Genomic DNA, 14,930 nt, shown 5'->3' on the forward strand with positions numbered 1-14,930 from the left:
GGACCGTTCCGTACCGCTCAGTCGTCGCCGGGGGCGACGCCGCGTCGCGCGGACTCCGTGGAGATGTCAAGGTCGTCGAGCACTTCCTCCATCTCCGCGCGCTTCTCCTGGTGGTCTTCGAGGAACTCCTCCATCAGTTCGGCGGCCTGCTCCTTACACCCGCCGCAGAGGCGTTCGCCGCCGACGCACTCCTCGTACACCTCCGTGGCGAACTCGTCGTCGTCGCCCGAGAGGAGGTACGCGTACAGTTCGTAGACGGGACACTCGTCGGCCTCGCCGCCGAGTTCGCGCTGTTTCTCGGCCGTCTCGCGGCCGCCGGTCGTCGCGGACTTCACCTTGTCGTAGCCCTCCTCGGGGTCGTCGAGTAGGGAGATGTGACTCGCCGGAATCGAGGATGACATCTTCCCGCCCGTGAGGCCGGTCATGAAGCGGTGGTAGACGGACGATGGGGCGCGGAAGCCGTAGCCGCCGTGGTCGAGTTCCACCGCGCGGGCGAGTTCGTCGGCCTCCTCGAAGGAGAGTTCGAACGCGTCGACGTGTTCGTCGTAGCGGCGCTTCTCGCCCTCGACGGCCTCGATGAGCGCCTCGAACGCATCGTCGGTGGCGTTGGCGTCGAGGAAGCGAACGCGCGGGCGGAGCGGTTCCATGCCGGCGTTCTCCAGTTTCTCGACGGCCGACTCGCGGGCCGACTCGGCGGCGACGACGCCGTGCGCGTCGAGGTTCGCCGCAGAGAGCCACTCGCCCGCTTCCTCACAGCGCGGCGTCTCGGGGTCCTCGGCGTACTCCTCGCGGGCGTCGTAGGTGGCGGCGACGAGAGGGCGTTCGGCGTCCCGAAGTTCGAAGCTCGCGTACGCTTCGGTCACCTTGAAGAAGCGCATCCTGTCGGCCAAGTCGCGCGCGAGGCGGACGTGCGGGTCCTGGTCCGGGCCGACGGGGATGACCGTCGGTTTCGGCTCCTCTAATTGTGGATAGAGGATGTCGGCCATCTGCGTGACGACCGACTGCACGTGCGAGACGTTCGTGCTCCCGTCGAAGCCGTAGATGGCCTCGAACTCCGAGTAGTTCGCCTTCGAGCCGAGTTCGAAGGCGAGGTCCTGCAGTTCCCTGTTGTCCGACTGCCGGTAGAGTTCGCCCTCCTCGGGGTCGAACCCAAGCGCCAAGAGCGAAAGGAGGTAGTCGCGCGCGTGTTCGTCGATCTCCGCCCACGTCATCCCGCGGGCCGAGTGGGCCTCCAAGTCAGCGATGAGGCCGTACGCGTCGCCGCCCTGTTCTTGATGCCAGATTATCTCGTCGAAGACGAGTTTGTGGCCGATGTGGGGGTCGCCCGTCGGCATGAATCCGGAGAGGACGGCGAACGGGTCGCCGTCGCGCATCGCCTCGGCGACGGGGCGGTAGTCGCGGTGGCCGAAGATGACGCCGCGGCGCATCAGGTAGTGAGGGTCCGGCACCTCCGGCAGCACCGCATCGAACTCCTCGATGCCGAACTCCTCGAACAGCTTCCGGTAATCCGAAATGGTCGAGGAACCCCACGGGTCGAGCGACGTGTCGTCCGCTCCCTCTGCGGAGGCGCCCCCGTCGGTTCGGGCGTCCTCGCGTACCGACTCGTCGGTCTCGGTGTTGTGGTCTCGTGTCATGGGGTGAGCCGGGCTACCGAAAGCCAGTCTATCTGTTCGTTGGCGCCGGTGAGCGCAAAAACCATTCGCTTGCGGACCCCGCCGGCGAGGCGGACGTCCAAGGAGAGGTCCCGCGGCATGAACGCGTGGTCGGGCGCCACGACGCGTACCAAGTCCGCGGAGTGACTCAGTTCCGAGACGGACTCGAAGTCGGTGTACAGCCGAAAGTCCGCTCCGAACTTGAACCCGCTCTTCGGGACCGCGTCGGCGTCTCTGAGCGCCGCGTAGGCGCGCAGGCGGCGGTCGAACCGGTCGCCCTCCACGTCGCGGGCGAGACCCACCACGTCGGCGGCGTCGACGTCGAGAGCGCCGCGTTCGGCGAGGTACGCGCCCTCGATGAGCGACAGTTGGAGGGGGCCGTCGTCGGCGTTGCGGCCGAACAGGCGCTGGCCGTAGAAGCCGTGCTCGTACACCTCGTCGGGCGACTCGTAACAGACGACGCGGTCCGAGAGGAGGTCCGCGTCGAGGCCCGCCGGCGGGTCGTAGTCGCCGGTGCCGCTCACATCGGGGTTCGAATCGGTGTCGAAGTACGTCAGGTCGCCGTCCTCGTCGACGACGGCCAGCACCACATCGCCGAGCGACGACGCGGCGACGCGTTCGCGTTCGCCGATGACGCGGACGCGGTGCTCGACGACGCCGTCGGTCGGACCCTTTCCCCTGGGGTAGACGACGAAGTCGACGCCGTCGGGGTCGTCGACGCCCGGCCACTCCTCGCGGGCGGGCGAGAGGTAGAACCCCCTGTCCCGGAGGTCTTTGTAGACGACGAACTCCAGCACCGCGCCCGTCGCCGCGAGAAACTCGCGGAAGTCCATCCCGTTGATGCTGTCGAGGTCCCCCCGAGAGAGCAGGTGCGCCGCCTCGACCGGCGCGAGTTCGAGGCGGTCCCCGTCGAGGGGGCGACCGTACCCCCTCGCGTCGTAGAACCGCTGACGTGCGTCGTCGGCCGCCCGGACGACGCCGTCGTGCAGTGTCGCGTCCATGTTCGGAAACGGGACGGGTGGCGACATAGGGCCTGCGATGCTCTCGCGGTTCCGCGGCCGACGAACGGCGGCGACCGCGAGGGCGATGTTCCGCTTCGGTCTCTCGGTGGTACCACAGAGACGTTCGATTCCGGGAGGAACGCCTCTCTCCCGCCGAGACCGCGGCGCGAAGAGGTCGAAGAGACCTGTCGGTCTGAACGGAATACCCATACGTCGACGCGACGTATCGTGGGCATGGTCCACTGGTCCCCGTCTCGGGCGGCCCGGCGACGCCCATCGGTCACGTTCGGCGTCGCCGGAGGGGTGTCCGCCCTCGTCTTCGTCGCGGTGGCGACGGCTCAACGCGCGGCCGGCGGTGGCGGATACCTCCCGTCGGGACCGGAGATGCTCATCGTCGTCGGCGGGGCCCTCGGTGGCGCACTGCTCGCGCGGGTGCTCTGGACGCGCCTCGGCGGGGCGGAATCACCGCTTCGGGGGGCCGCCGTCGGCGCACTCGTCGGGTTACTGGCGATGCCGGTGCCGATGTACCTCCTCGAATTCGCGCTGGTCGTCGTGGACGGGATGCCGTTCGAGGCGGTGCCCGGTGTGTCGCCGTGGATGCAGGTGGGGAGCGACCTACTGCTCTTACTGGTGACGCCGCTCCTTCTCGCCGCGTTCGGCCTCGTCGTCACCTACGGGGGAACCGTCGTTGTCGGCGCCGTCACCGGCTATCTGCTCGCCGGCCGGTGAGCGCCGCCGGAGTTCGTCCGCGAAGCGCCTCCGCTCACCCCGCGAACCGCTCGCACGTCCCGTCGAGACACCGTCGCCCTCGCGCCGTCTCGAACACCGGGAGGCCGCAGTCGCAGTCGTCGACGACGACGCCGGCGGGAATCGAGAAGGCCGTCTCGCAGTCGGGGTACGCCGCGCATCCCGCGAGGAGGCGGCCGCCGCGCCGGATGATTCTCAGGTCGGACCCGCAGTCCGGGCAGGTCCACTCGCCGTCGAACCGGTCCCGCACGGCGTCGTCGAGTGACTCGCAGGCGCGGTCGATACAGAGTTCGAAGACCGCACCGCACTCGGCGCGCATCGTCGGGAGACCGCAGTCGTCGCACGTCTCCTCCAGCACCGTCGCCCCCGCCGGGAGTTTGTACTTTCTCTCGGTGTCGAGGGCGACGACGGCCCCGCCCGTCCGCACCAGCGGTTCGCCCGTCGACGGGTGCGACCCGACGGGGACGCCCGCCTCGGTGACGGGGTACTCGGCCCGTCCGCTGGAGTCGTGGCTCCGGACGCGCAGGACTTGTTCGTCCGCGCGGGCGACGAGGCCGAACCCCGAGTCGTCGGTCTCGACGGTCAGCGAATCCGGGCGAGTGAGCCACGACACGGGTTGGTAGCCGTCGGCGTCGTGGACGAGGACCGTCCGGTCCGGCTTTACTACTACGACTACGCGTCCGCGCTGTGTACGGGCGCGCGCCCCCTCGAAGGTGGTCGTACAGTCGCCGGCGAACACGCGAATCGTCTCGGACATAGGGGGCGCTGGCCGCCCCATCGGTGATAAACCGTCTCACGAAGGACTTTGAGGGGTGGCGCGCGTTGGACCGCGCATGGAAGTCCCCGACGACGCGGTGTTGTTCGACATGGACGGCGTGTTGGTCGACTCCGAGACGTACTGGCACCAGTTCGAAGACGAGTGGGTGTTCGCCGAGGCCATCGAGTCCGGCGACCCGGCCCACGAGGAGGTGACCGGGATGAACTACCGGGAGATACACGACTACCTCACCGAGGAGTACGGCACCGCCGTCACCAAAGAGGAGTTCGTGGAGGCGTACAACGAGCGAGCGGAGTCGCTGTACGGCGAGCAGGTCGAACTGATGGACGGCGCGAACGAACTGTTCGACGACATCCGCGCGTCGGGGCGAAAGCTCGCAATCGTCTCCTCGGCGCCGCAGGACTGGATCAAAATCGTCCGCGACCGCTTCGGCCTCGACCCCCTCGACTTGGTCCTGAGCGCCGACGACATCGACGAACCCGGCAAGCCCGAACCGCACATCTACGAACGCGCCGCGGACGAACTCGGTTTGAACCCCGAGGAGTGCGTCGTCGTCGAGGACTCCGTCCACGGCGTCGAGTCGGCCGCGCGGTCCGGCGCGTTCACCGTCGGCTACCGCTCGACGCACAACGCCGAGTTAGACCTCTCGGAGGCGGACGTCGTCGTCGAGGGACCCGGGGAACTGCGCGAGACGATTCTCGGCTGAGTCGATTTCGAAGCCGGAGCGCTCGTCCGACGCTCACTCAACGCGGACGGTCCGCGTCTCCGTAATCGGGTGAAGCGGTGCGTCGGGGAACGTCACCTCGACGCGGTAGGTCACCTCGTCGGCCGGCGCGCCGAACACGCCGACGTGGACCGTCGTCTCGTCGGTGAGGTACGTCCGCTTGGTCGTCATCTCCACCTCGTCGCCCTCGTCGGCGACGGCCGAGACGCGGAGGCCGACTGCGGCGCCGCCCGCGCGGTTGCGGATTCCGACCTCGCACATCCGGTTTTCTCCCGTCGCTATCGACTCGGGGAAGTCGCCCCACGAGACGTCCACGTCGGGGAAGTTCTGCGCGTTCTTCACCACCTGTTTCGCCACACCCTCCGAGAGGTCGGCCTGCCGGAGTTCGGCGGCGCCGGCGGCCACCACGTCCCGCGGGGAGCGCAGACCGCCGGTGGCGAGTTTGTTCGCGCGGTTCGGCCCGATGCCGTCGACGGCGGTGAGGGCGACGGCGTCGCGGGAGACGCCGTGTTCGACGCGCGCCTCGACGCGACGGGCGAGGTTCGCCGCGCGCGGCCCGGCGAACTCGTCGAGGAACTCTCTGAGCGCCGAGAGCAGGCGGAGCGCGTTCTGCCGGATGACCCACGCGTCCGAGCGGAGGTCCGCGGGGGTGCTGTTCGACATGCTCGCCTGGAGGATGGCAAACACCTTCCGCGGGCCGTCTTCGAGGGTGGTGTCGACGCCCCGCAGCACCGAGTTCACGGCGTCCATCTCCGAGGAGCGGGCGGAGACGTCGTGGAACTCCGCGGCGCCGGCGACCGTCTCCAGAATCGAGTCGTCGGTGATGGTGTCGCGGTCGCAGAGCGTGGCGAACCGGCGGGCGGTGTCGAGGCGGAGGTAGTATTTCGAGGCGAGGCGGCCGAGCGTCGTCGCCTCGATGGAGAGGTCCGACCCCATCTCGACGAACCCGCGGGCGACGAGCGATTCGAGCGTCTCGCGCACCCGGTCGCGCAGGCCATCGAAGTCGTACGCGTCGGGTTTCGAGCGGGCGCGCTGGTAGAAGAACGTCGTCTCCAGCCACGACATCACGTCCTCCAGGTCCCCGATGGTACCCATCGCGATTTCGGCGTTGAGGTGCGAATCGAGGTCCTCGGCGAGTCGCGACTCGATTTCCTTGCCCTCGCGGAGGAGTTTGCGATATTTGTCGGCGTCCGAGCGGTCGCAGACGACCCAGCCGTACCCCACGTCGTCGTAGCCGGGGCGACCCGCCCGCCCGAGCATCTGGAGGATGTCCAGCGGCGAGATGTCGACTTCGCCTTCGAGGGGGTCGTGGTACTTGGTGTCGCGGATGACGACGCACCGCGCGGGGAGGTTGACCCCCCACGCCAGCGTCGACGTGGAGAACAGGAGCTGAATCTTCCCCTGCTTGAACCACTCCTCGACCCTGTCGCGGTCGTCCTTCGCCAACCCGGCGTGGTGGAAGCCGACGCCGTCGGGGGCGGCCTTCCTGAGCGAGTCGTTGCTCAGTTCCTTCGCGTCGTTGTGGAAGTCGTAGTCGCCGCGCGCGCCCATCGGGATGTCGCGCTTACCGAGTTCGTCTCGGGCCTTCCCGGCGGCGCGGACGGTGTCCTGTCTGGAGGAGACGAACACGAGGGCCTGCCCGCCGTCGCGGATGTGCTCTTCGGCGAGGTCGATGGCGCGGTAGAGCCGCCGGTACTTGTCGGCGAACGCGTTGTCGCCGTGCGAGTACGTCTTCACGCCTGCGTGGAGGTCCACCGGGCGGTAGTCGTCGCCGAACTCGAACGTCGTCTCCGGCGGGGCGTCCAGCCAGTTCGCCACGTCCTGAATGTTCGGCATCGTGGCGGAGAGCGCGACGATGCGGGGGTCGCAGATGCGCCGGAGGCGCGAGACGGTGACTTCGAGGACGCCGCCGCGGGTGTCCGAATCGAGGAGGTGCACCTCGTCGATAACGACGCAGTCGACGTCGGTGATGAAGGAGTAGCGCGCGGAGTCGTGCTTTCTCGTGGCCGAGTCCGTCTTCTCGGGCGTCATCACGAGGATGTCGGCGCGTTCGGCGCGTCGGGGGTTCAGGTCGCGTTCGCCGGTGACGACGTAGACGGAGTATCCGAGCGACTCGAAGCGCTCCCACTCGGCCTCCTTCTCGTTTGTGAGCGCGCGGAGGGGAGCGATGAAGAGGGCGGTGCCGCCGCGCTTCAGCGTGCGGCAGATGGCCAGTTCCGCGAGGGCCGTCTTTCCGCTGGCCGTCGGCGCAGCGGCGACGACGTTGTCGTCGCGTTCGAGGATGGCGGGCGCCGCCTCCCGTTGCATCCGATTGAACTCGTCGAACCCGAAGGCGTCGGCGAACTCGGGGACGACGGACGCGACTTTCACGGGAGGGGCCTCCGCGGAAACGAGACGGGGAGAGTCATACGCGACACCGGGTTCTACGGACTAAAAGGCGTTTCTCCACGGGGGCGTCGCCGGTCGGCGAGTCGGAGTCGGTATCTAGGTGAAGAGTCGAACGGCGCGTGAGGCGCGCACGCGCCCTTACGCGGCGCCGAGGGCGGCGGCGATGAACGACCAGTCGGTGCCGCTCGTGGCTTCTTCTTTCTTCGCTTCTGCGCTCGTGCGGTCGCGGCGGTGTTTCCAGTTCACACCTGCGTTAGGATTTACTCGAACTTGAGTTTTCCGCTTATCTGATATATACATCACGGTCTTCGATGCTGAATGCGGAACTGTCGTGACGGTTCGGGCGGAATCGTGAACGACTCGGAGCGAGGGGAGAAGAGACCGGACGGCCCTCCGGACGCCCGAACCGGGAGACCGACTCACTCCAAGTGCTGTTTCGTCGGTTCGCCGAAAGAGCTCTCGCCGAGTTCGAGGGTGCTCTCGAGGAGGTTCTTGTGTCCGCGGCGGAGTCGCTCGGAGACGGCCTGCTGGGAGATGCCGAGCGTCGCCGCCAGGTCGCTCATCGTGGCGCTACGCGGCACGTCGAAGTAGCCCTGGTCCATGGCCGTCGTGAGCACCTCGTACTGGTCCTTCGAGAGACCGTACTGGCCCCGTCCGACGGACCCGGTGACCTCGTAGATGTGCTTGATGACGAACGTGAGGTTCCGCCCCTCGCAGAACTGGGCCGTCTCGGTGAGCGACTCGCGGTCCGGCAGGAGGACGCGGAGGCGCCAACCGTCCTGGTAGCCGTTCATCTCCAGGACGACCCCCTCCTCGTCCAACAGGAGGTGGACGACGACGAGGATGTCTTCGACCCACTCCATGCGGTACAGGCGTTCGTCGCCGAGGTCGTCGACGAGTCGCCACTCCTGCACCGTCGGGTCCTCGTCCAACGCCTCGCCGAACGAGTCGAAGTCGTCCGCCGACACGCGGACGTACGGGACGAGGGTGTCGCGGTTCGTCGCGGCCACCCGGATGACCTCTAGCTCGCCGTTCTCCAGTTTCGGCAGCGACCGGCCGAGCGCGAACTCGTCCACGTCCAGTTCGACTGACGCGATGGTACTCATCACGAGAGAGGGTGCCCGCGACGGATATGAAACCGTCGGCCAGTGACCAACAGATAGACAGTGCAACTCAGAAGAGTGTAATTTTCCTCGTATAGTTGGATATGATGTATTGTTGCGAGAAACTACATTAATTTACGCAGAGGGGTTATAAAATACAAGAATATACAACCACAATCAAGTACGGCGAAGCGAGAGTACTTTATTTCACGACGATGGACCCCTACAACCGACTCGACAGGGGACAACTCCCCTATCACTGGCACGTGGTGTCCTCGCGGGACTGTCTCGGTTTCAGACACCGCGAGCGGAGCATCACGGTCGAGGCGGTGGAGGCCGACGGCCCCCGCCGCGAGTTCGAAGGTCGGTGGCAGCTACAGTGTCGGCAGCAGTGCAACGAGGCCGAGTCGCAGCGTATCGTGGGCCACGTGACGACCGAGTCCGAGGCCCTCAGCGCGCTGTTCACCTGGATGGAGCGTATCAACACCGCCGCGGCGGAGAACGAGGCCACGGTCGACGTCGTCGGCCTCGGGAAGATGGCCGCGGCGGACACGGCTCCGCAGAGTAGCACGCATTGGGTACCGGACGAGAACGACGCGACGGAACCGCGCGACCCCGGTCCGCAGACGCGGAACGGCCGCGACGGACCGAAGGACGTGCACGGAAGCGGTCCCCGCGAACGAATTCGGAAGTAATCACAGTTCATGGCAAAGACCCCACCGGCGGAGAGTGTAGACGATATTCGTCTGGAGACGGACGACGGGATAGAGCCGAACGGACGAGCGGACGCCGACGAGACGGCGGGGAGCCGCCACCTCGTCGTCGTCTCCAACCGGGAACCGTACCAGCACCACTACGAGGACGACGGCAGCATCGGCGTTGAGGAACCCGTCGGCGGACTGACCGCCGGACTCGACCCCGTCCTACGGAAGACGCGCGGCGACTGGGTCGCCTGGGGCGACGGCGACGCCGACGCCGTCGTCACCGACGACGAGGACTGCGTGGCCGTCCCGCCCGGCGACGAACGATACACGCTGCGCCGGGTGTGGCTGACCGACGACGAGGTGTCGGGCTACTACTACGGCTACAGCAACCGGGTGCTGTGGCCCCTGTGTCACGACCTGGTCGACCGCATCGAGATGGAACCGGCGTACTGGGACACGTACAAGTCGGTCAACGAGTCGTTCGGCCGCGCGGCCGCCGAACGCGCGACGGAAGACTCGACCGTCTGGATACAGGACTACCACTTCTGTCTCGCGCCGAAGACCATCCGGGAGTCCCTGCCGACGGGCGCGAACATGGTGCAGTTCTGGCACATCCCGTGGCCGGCGTGGGACACCTTCCGCGTCGTCCCGCACCCCGAGGAACTCATCGAGGGCCTCTTGGCCAACGACGTGGTCGGGTTCCACGTCGAGCGCTACCGGGACAACTTCCTCGAGTGCGCCGCCCAACTCGACGGGACGGACGTCGACCGCGAGGCGGGTATCGTCCGCATCGACGGGCGCGAGGTCCGCGTCGGCGCGTTCCCGATGGGCGTCGACGCCGAGCGCATCGAGTCCATCGCCGACGGCTTCGGCCGCGACGACTGGGTCGGCCTGGCGGAGCGGTACGGCATCGACCCCGACACGCGCATCGCCGTCGGCGTGGACCGCATCGACTACACGAAGGGTATCCCCCACCGAATCGACGCCCTGGAGACGTTCTGGGAGACCCACCCCGAGTGGCGCGGCGAACTGACGTTCGTCCAGAAGTCGAGCCACAGTCGCTCGCAGATTCCTGCCTACCAGGAGATAGCCGAGGACGTCTGCGAGGCCGTCCGGCGGGTCAACGAACGGTTCGGCACCGACGAGTGGACGCCCATCGTCCACGTCGACGACTACCTCTCCCAGCGCGAACTGTTCGGCCTCTACCGCCACAGTGACGTGGCGCTGGTGAGTCCGCTCCGCGACGGGATGAACCTCGTCGCCAAGGAGTACGTCGCCGCGCAGGTCGAAGAGGACGGCGTCCTCCTCCTGAGCGAGTTCGCGGGCGCGCACGAGCAGATGGACGAGGCCGTCCACATCAACCCCTACTCGCCGGACGGCTTCGCCGAGTCGATTCACGACGCGCTGACCATGCCGGCCGGGGAACGCCGCCGCCGGATGCGGTCGCTCCGCGACCACGTCCGCGAGGACGACTTGGACGCGTGGGTGGCCGACCTGCTGGAGGCCGCGGGGCTGACCGCCACGGAGCGACTCCTCGCCGGAGGGCAGGATGTCTGAGGCGCGGAGCGCGGCGTTCACCTCGACGGTCGAGACGCTGGGCGCGAAACTCCGGGAGCGCGAGGAACTGCTCCTCTGCGTCGACTTCGACGGGACGCTCTCGCCCGTCGTCGACGACCCCGACGCGGCGACGATACTGCCGGAGAACCGCGCCGCCTTGGAGGCGCTACAGAGCCACCCGAACGTCACCGTCGCGGTGGTGAGCGGGCGGGAACTCTCCGACGTCCGCTCGCGCGTGGACCTCACGGGCATCACCTACGCCGGGAACCACGGCCTCGAACTCCGCACCGAGGGGACGACGAAGGTGCACCCCGTCGCCGCGGAGCACAAATCGGACATCGAACGGCTGAGCGCGGAACTCCGCGAGACGTTCGAGACGGTCAGGGGCGTCCACGTCGAGGACAAGGGCAAGACGCTGACGGTTCACCACCGCCGCGCGGCGGACGCCCACGCCGAACGGGCCCGCCGGACCGTCGCGCGACTCGTCGGCGAGTTCGGCGGCGAGACGCTCACCGTCGGCGGCGACGAGGAGATAGTCGAGGTGCGCCCCGCCATCGACTGGGACAAGGGCAGCGTCGTCTCCTCGCTCCTGCACGACCACGCGTCGTGTCTCCCCGTGTTCGTCGGCGACGCCCGGACCGACGAGGCCGGGTTCCGCGCCGTCGAACGCGACGGCGTCGGCGTCCGCGTCGGCGACCCCGACGACCGGGCGACGGTCGCGACGGAGTTCGTCAGCGACCCCGCGGAGACGGCTGCCCTGCTGGAGTGGTTCCGGCGGACGGGCATCGACCGACTGGCGGCGCCGCTGGAAACAACGCAGGCGAGGCAGGCGGGGCAGGCGGGGCGGACGGGCACGTCGCCGACTTCGTCCTCGGACGACCGACCGGACGCCGCGGGCGGCTGAATCCGTCACCGTACCTATCCTTATGTTTTTCACCTCCGCGCCGAACGGTTTCGTATGAGCGGCAGGCGCAAACCCGACTGGCTGAAGATGCGTCCGCCGTCGGGGCGACGCTTCACGGACATCAAACAGACGCTCAGGGACCGCGACCTCCACACCGTCTGCGAGGAGGCGAACTGTCCGAATATGGGCGAGTGCTGGAGCGGTACCGACGGCCCCGGCACGGCGACGTTCATGCTGATGGGCGACCGCTGCTCCCGCGGCTGTAACTTCTGCGACGTACAGACCGGCGGGATGGAGCCGCTGGACCCCGACGAACCCGCGAACGTCGCCGCGGCGGTCGCGGAAATCGGCCTCGACTACGTCGTCCTCACCTCCGTCGACCGGGACGACCTGCCCGACCAGGGCGCCGCGCACTTCGCCGAGACCATCCGCGAGATAAAGCGCCGGGACGATTCGATTCTGGTAGAGGTGCTCATCCCCGACTTCCAAGGGGACGAGGACGCCGTTCGGAAGATCATCAACGCCGAACCCGACGTCATCGCCCACAACATCGAGACGGTCGACCGCCTCCAGTGGCCCGTTCGGGACCGGCGGGCGAACTACGAGCAGACGCTCTCGGTGCTCGAACAGGTGAAGCGCGAGTCGGACATCTACACGAAGACGAGCGTCATGCTCGGCCTCGGCGAGTACGACCACGAGATATACCAGACGCTGTCGGACCTCCGCGAGGCGGACGTGGACGTGGTGACGTTGGGACAGTACCTCCAACCCTCCAGGACGCACCTCGACGTGTTCGAGTACGTCCACCCCGACGCGTTCGAGACGTGGCGCCGCGTCGCCGAGGAGGAGTTGGGCTTTCTCTACTGCGCCTCCGGGCCGATGGTCCGGTCGTCGTACAAGGCCGGCGAACTGTTCGTCGACGCCGTCCTCCGCGACGGCAAGAGCGTCGAACGGGCGCGTCGCGAGGCCCGCACCGCGGCCGGGGATTGATACCGTATCGCACGACCGCGGCGCGACGAGAGGTCGCTCGGACCGGAAGCCGGCGCATGATTTCACACATTCGTCCATTATCGTCCGGCGTCAGTTCCGGACGGGGGACGAATCGTCGTCCTGGGAGAAGGAAAATCGAAGGATTCGATTTCTCTCCGGGACCAGATGGACGCTTTTCGCGTGGCCGGCAGTATTTCTTGGCATAGTAAACTATTTACGAAAACACTTTACGCGGGGCGGGTGAGGACCCGAACATGAGCAGGTGGGTTCACCCGTGAGTGTACTACAGCGAGACCCGCAGGACATGCTTCGCGTCCTCGAGGAGGACGGCACCCCCGTCGGCGAGGTTCCCGACCTGAGCGACGACGAGTTGGTGACCATGTACCGCGAGATGTACCTCGCGCGCCACTTCGACACGCGGGCCGTCAGCCTCCAGCGACAGGGTCGGATGGGGACGTACCCCCCGCTGTCCGGGCAGGAGGGCGCCCAAATCGGCAGCGCCTTCGCCCTCGACGAGGAGGACTGGTTGTTCCCCAGTTACCGCGAGCACGGCGCCGCCCTCCACCGCGGCCTGCCCCTGAAGCGGACGCTGCTGTACTGGATGGGCCACGAGAAGGGTAACCGCATCCCCGAGGACGTGAACATGTTCCCCGTCGCCGTCCCCATCGCGACGCAGGTGCTCCACGCCACGGGCGCGGCGTGGGCCAAGAAGTTGCAGGACGAGGACGCCGCGGTGATGTGCTGCTTCGGCGACGGCGCCACCTCGGAGGGCGACTTCCACGAGGGGCTGAACTTCGCGGGCGTGTTCGACACGCCGAACGTATTCTTCTGCAACAACAATCAGTGGGCCATCTCGGTCCCGCGGGAGCGACAGACGGCCTCCGCGACCATCGCGCAGAAAGCCACCGCCTACGGCTTCGAGGGCGTCCAGGTCGACGGGATGGACCCTCTCGCCGTCTACGCGGCGACGCGCGCCGCCGTCGAGAAGGCCAAGAATCCCGACGAGGGCGAACGTCGGCCGACGCTCATCGAGGCGGTGCAGTACCGCTTCGGCGCGCACACGACGGCCGACGACCCGACCGTCTACCGCGACACCGACGAGGTCGAAGAGTGGAAGAAGAAGGACCCGATTCCGCGGTTGGAGGCGTTCCTGCGGGAGACGGGCCGCCTCGACGACGAGAAGGTCGAGGCCATCGAGACGAGCGTGAAGGACGAAGTCGCCGAGGCCATCGAGGCGGCGGAGTCCGAACCGCGACCCGAACCGAGCGAGATGTTCTCGAACGTGTTCGCCGAGCAGACGCCCGAGATTCGGGCGCAGGCGGAGGCGTTCGCGGAGATGTACGAACGACACGGCGACGAGGGGTTCCTCCGGGAGTAATCTACATGAGTCAGAGCCAACAGACGCAGAATCTCACGCTGGTACAGGCGGTGCGGGACGGTCTCCACACCGAGATGACGAACGACGACCGGGTGGTCGTGATGGGCGAGGACGTCGGGAAGAACGGCGGCGTCTTCCGCGCCACCGAGGGCCTCTGGGACGAGTTCGGCGACGACCGGGTCATCGACACCCCCCTCGCCGAATCCGGCATCGCCGGCACCGCCATCGGCATGGCGACGATGGGGATGCGTCCCGTCGCGGAGATGCAGTTCTCCGGGTTCATGTACCCCGCGTTCGACCAAATCGTGAGCCACGCGGCCCGCCTGCGCACGCGCAGTCGCGGCCGGTTCACCTGCCCCCTCGTCGTCCGCGCACCCTACGGCGGCGGCATCCGCGCGCCCGAACACCACTCCGAGTCGAAGGAGGCGTTCTACGCGCACGAGGCGGGCCTGAAGGTGGTCATCCCCTCGACGCCGTACGACACGAAGGGGCTGCTCATCTCGGCCATCCGCGACCCCGACCCGGTCATCTTCCTCGAACCGAAACTCATCTACCGCGCGTTCCGCGGGGACGTCCCCGAGGGCGACTACGAGGTGCCCATCGGCGAGGCGGCGGTCCGACGGGAGGGGACTGACGTCTCCGTCTACACCTACGGCGCGATGACGCGGCCGACGATGGAGGCGGCCGAAAATCTGGAGGAAGACGGCGTCAGCGTCGAAGTTGTCGACCTCCGAACCGTCTCGCCGATGGACAAAGAGACGATAGTGGAGTCGTTCGAGAAGACCGGGCGGGCGGCCGTCGTCCACGAGGCGCCGAAGACGGGCGGTCTCGGTGCGGAGATAACGGCGACGCTGCAGGAGAAGGCGCTCTTACACCAAGAAGCGCCCGTCGAACGCATCGCCGGCTACGACGTTCCCTATCCGCTGTACGCGCTTGAAGACTACTACCTGCCCTCGGTCGCGCGGGTCGAAGAAGGTATCCGGAACGCCGTGGAGTTCTGAACG

The 14,930-nt window shown here is 67.6% G+C and carries 13 protein-coding genes; 8 read left to right on the plus strand and 5 right to left on the minus strand.

Annotated elements, in window-relative coordinates:
• Window positions 1–17 precede the first annotated feature (17 nt).
• Both NDI76_RS00065 and endA read right to left on the minus strand, forming a co-directional pair.
• Window positions 18–1,634 carry a tryptophan--tRNA ligase gene (locus NDI76_RS00065; protein ID WP_310921905.1) on the minus strand — a complete coding sequence of 539 codons (1,617 nt, stop codon included), beginning with the start codon at window positions 1,632–1,634 and terminating at the stop codon, window positions 18–20.
• A complete protein-coding gene (gene endA / locus NDI76_RS00070) occupies window positions 1,631–2,653 on the minus strand; it encodes a tRNA-intron lyase (RefSeq protein WP_310921906.1) in 1,023 nt (340 codons plus the stop codon). Before endA ends, NDI76_RS00065 begins: the two co-directional genes overlap by 4 nt.
• Window positions 2,654–2,887: 234 nt before the next feature.
• Here endA and NDI76_RS00075 point away from each other — a divergent pair, with 234 nt between their 5' ends.
• On the plus strand, window positions 2,888–3,382 hold the full coding sequence (locus tag NDI76_RS00075; protein WP_310921907.1) for a hypothetical protein: 495 nt from the start codon (window positions 2,888–2,890) through the stop codon (window positions 3,380–3,382).
• Between the two features lie 34 nt (window positions 3,383–3,416).
• On the opposite strand, the gene NDI76_RS00080 is transcribed toward NDI76_RS00075, so the two are convergent.
• Window positions 3,417–4,157 (minus strand): endonuclease NucS domain-containing protein, encoded by a 741-nt coding sequence (locus tag NDI76_RS00080; RefSeq protein WP_310921909.1) that lies wholly within the window; start codon window positions 4,155–4,157, stop codon window positions 3,417–3,419.
• A gap of 76 nt (window positions 4,158–4,233) precedes the next feature.
• Between NDI76_RS00080 and NDI76_RS00085 the strand changes: the two genes are divergently transcribed.
• On the plus strand, window positions 4,234–4,884 hold the full coding sequence (locus NDI76_RS00085) for an HAD family hydrolase (RefSeq protein ID WP_310921910.1): 651 nt from the start codon (window positions 4,234–4,236) through the stop codon (window positions 4,882–4,884).
• 33 nt (window positions 4,885–4,917) lie between these two features.
• On the opposite strand, the gene NDI76_RS00090 is transcribed toward NDI76_RS00085, so the two are convergent.
• Together NDI76_RS00090 and NDI76_RS00095 are read right to left on the minus strand one after the other, a co-directional pair.
• On the minus strand, window positions 4,918–7,272 hold the full coding sequence (locus NDI76_RS00090; RefSeq protein WP_310921911.1) for a DEAD/DEAH box helicase: 2,355 nt from the start codon (window positions 7,270–7,272) through the stop codon (window positions 4,918–4,920).
• Between the two features lie 437 nt (window positions 7,273–7,709).
• Window positions 7,710–8,396, minus strand: coding sequence for a helix-turn-helix domain-containing protein (locus tag NDI76_RS00095; RefSeq protein ID WP_310921912.1), 687 nt, complete (start codon window positions 8,394–8,396; stop codon window positions 7,710–7,712).
• A 212-nt stretch (window positions 8,397–8,608) separates the two neighbouring features.
• On the opposite strand from NDI76_RS00095, the gene NDI76_RS00100 reads away from it, so the two are divergent.
• The 6 genes from NDI76_RS00100 (at window position 8,609) to NDI76_RS00125 (ending at window position 14,927) form a co-directional block, all read left to right on the plus strand.
• Window positions 8,609–9,088, plus strand: a complete 480-nt coding sequence (locus NDI76_RS00100) for a hypothetical protein (RefSeq protein ID WP_310921914.1) — start codon at window positions 8,609–8,611, stop codon at window positions 9,086–9,088.
• A gap of 9 nt (window positions 9,089–9,097) precedes the next feature.
• The gene (locus NDI76_RS00105) at window positions 9,098–10,654 is read left to right on the plus strand and encodes an alpha,alpha-trehalose-phosphate synthase (UDP-forming) (RefSeq protein ID WP_310921915.1); all 1,557 of its coding nucleotides are present in this window, start codon (window positions 9,098–9,100) and stop codon (window positions 10,652–10,654) included.
• Window positions 10,647–11,558: a trehalose-phosphatase gene (gene otsB / locus NDI76_RS00110; protein ID WP_310921916.1), complete on the plus strand. Its 912-nt coding sequence runs from the start codon at window positions 10,647–10,649 to the stop codon at window positions 11,556–11,558. Before NDI76_RS00105 ends, otsB begins: the two co-directional genes overlap by 8 nt.
• A gap of 54 nt (window positions 11,559–11,612) precedes the next feature.
• Window positions 11,613–12,548, plus strand: a complete 936-nt coding sequence (gene lipA, locus NDI76_RS00115; protein WP_310921917.1) for a lipoyl synthase — start codon at window positions 11,613–11,615, stop codon at window positions 12,546–12,548.
• Between the two features lie 274 nt (window positions 12,549–12,822).
• On the plus strand, window positions 12,823–13,926 hold the full coding sequence (gene pdhA, locus NDI76_RS00120) for a pyruvate dehydrogenase (acetyl-transferring) E1 component subunit alpha (RefSeq protein ID WP_310921918.1): 1,104 nt from the start codon (window positions 12,823–12,825) through the stop codon (window positions 13,924–13,926).
• A gap of 5 nt (window positions 13,927–13,931) precedes the next feature.
• Window positions 13,932–14,927, plus strand: a complete 996-nt coding sequence (locus NDI76_RS00125; RefSeq protein WP_310921919.1) for an alpha-ketoacid dehydrogenase subunit beta — start codon at window positions 13,932–13,934, stop codon at window positions 14,925–14,927.
• The last annotated feature ends 3 nt before the right edge of the window (window positions 14,928–14,930 follow it).

It is taken from the genome of Halogeometricum sp. S1BR25-6 (genome assembly GCF_031624495.1).
GTDB classification, from domain to species: Archaea; Halobacteriota; Halobacteria; order Halobacteriales; family Haloferacaceae; genus Halogeometricum; species Halogeometricum salsisoli.

What these genes read in the sequence shown, in the direction of transcription:
- NDI76_RS00065 (WP_310921905.1), bottom strand. Translation starts at nt 1,634, where the DNA reads ATGACACGAGACCACAACACCGAGACCGACGAGTCGGTACGCGAGGAC.
- endA (WP_310921906.1), bottom strand. Translation starts at nt 2,653, where the DNA reads ATGGACGCGACACTGCACGACGGCGTCGTCCGGGCGGCCGACGACGCA.
- NDI76_RS00075 (WP_310921907.1), top strand. Translation starts at nt 2,888, where the DNA reads ATGGTCCACTGGTCCCCGTCTCGGGCGGCCCGGCGACGCCCATCGGTC.
- NDI76_RS00080 (WP_310921909.1), bottom strand. Translation starts at nt 4,157, where the DNA reads ATGTCCGAGACGATTCGCGTGTTCGCCGGCGACTGTACGACCACCTTC.
- NDI76_RS00085 (WP_310921910.1), top strand. Translation starts at nt 4,234, where the DNA reads ATGGAAGTCCCCGACGACGCGGTGTTGTTCGACATGGACGGCGTGTTG.
- NDI76_RS00095 (WP_310921912.1), bottom strand. Translation starts at nt 8,396, where the DNA reads ATGAGTACCATCGCGTCAGTCGAACTGGACGTGGACGAGTTCGCGCTC.
- NDI76_RS00100 (WP_310921914.1), top strand. Translation starts at nt 8,609, where the DNA reads ATGGACCCCTACAACCGACTCGACAGGGGACAACTCCCCTATCACTGG.
- NDI76_RS00105 (WP_310921915.1), top strand. Translation starts at nt 9,098, where the DNA reads ATGGCAAAGACCCCACCGGCGGAGAGTGTAGACGATATTCGTCTGGAG.
- otsB (WP_310921916.1), top strand. Translation starts at nt 10,647, where the DNA reads ATGTCTGAGGCGCGGAGCGCGGCGTTCACCTCGACGGTCGAGACGCTG.
- lipA (WP_310921917.1), top strand. Translation starts at nt 11,613, where the DNA reads ATGAGCGGCAGGCGCAAACCCGACTGGCTGAAGATGCGTCCGCCGTCG.
- NDI76_RS00125 (WP_310921919.1), top strand. Translation starts at nt 13,932, where the DNA reads ATGAGTCAGAGCCAACAGACGCAGAATCTCACGCTGGTACAGGCGGTG.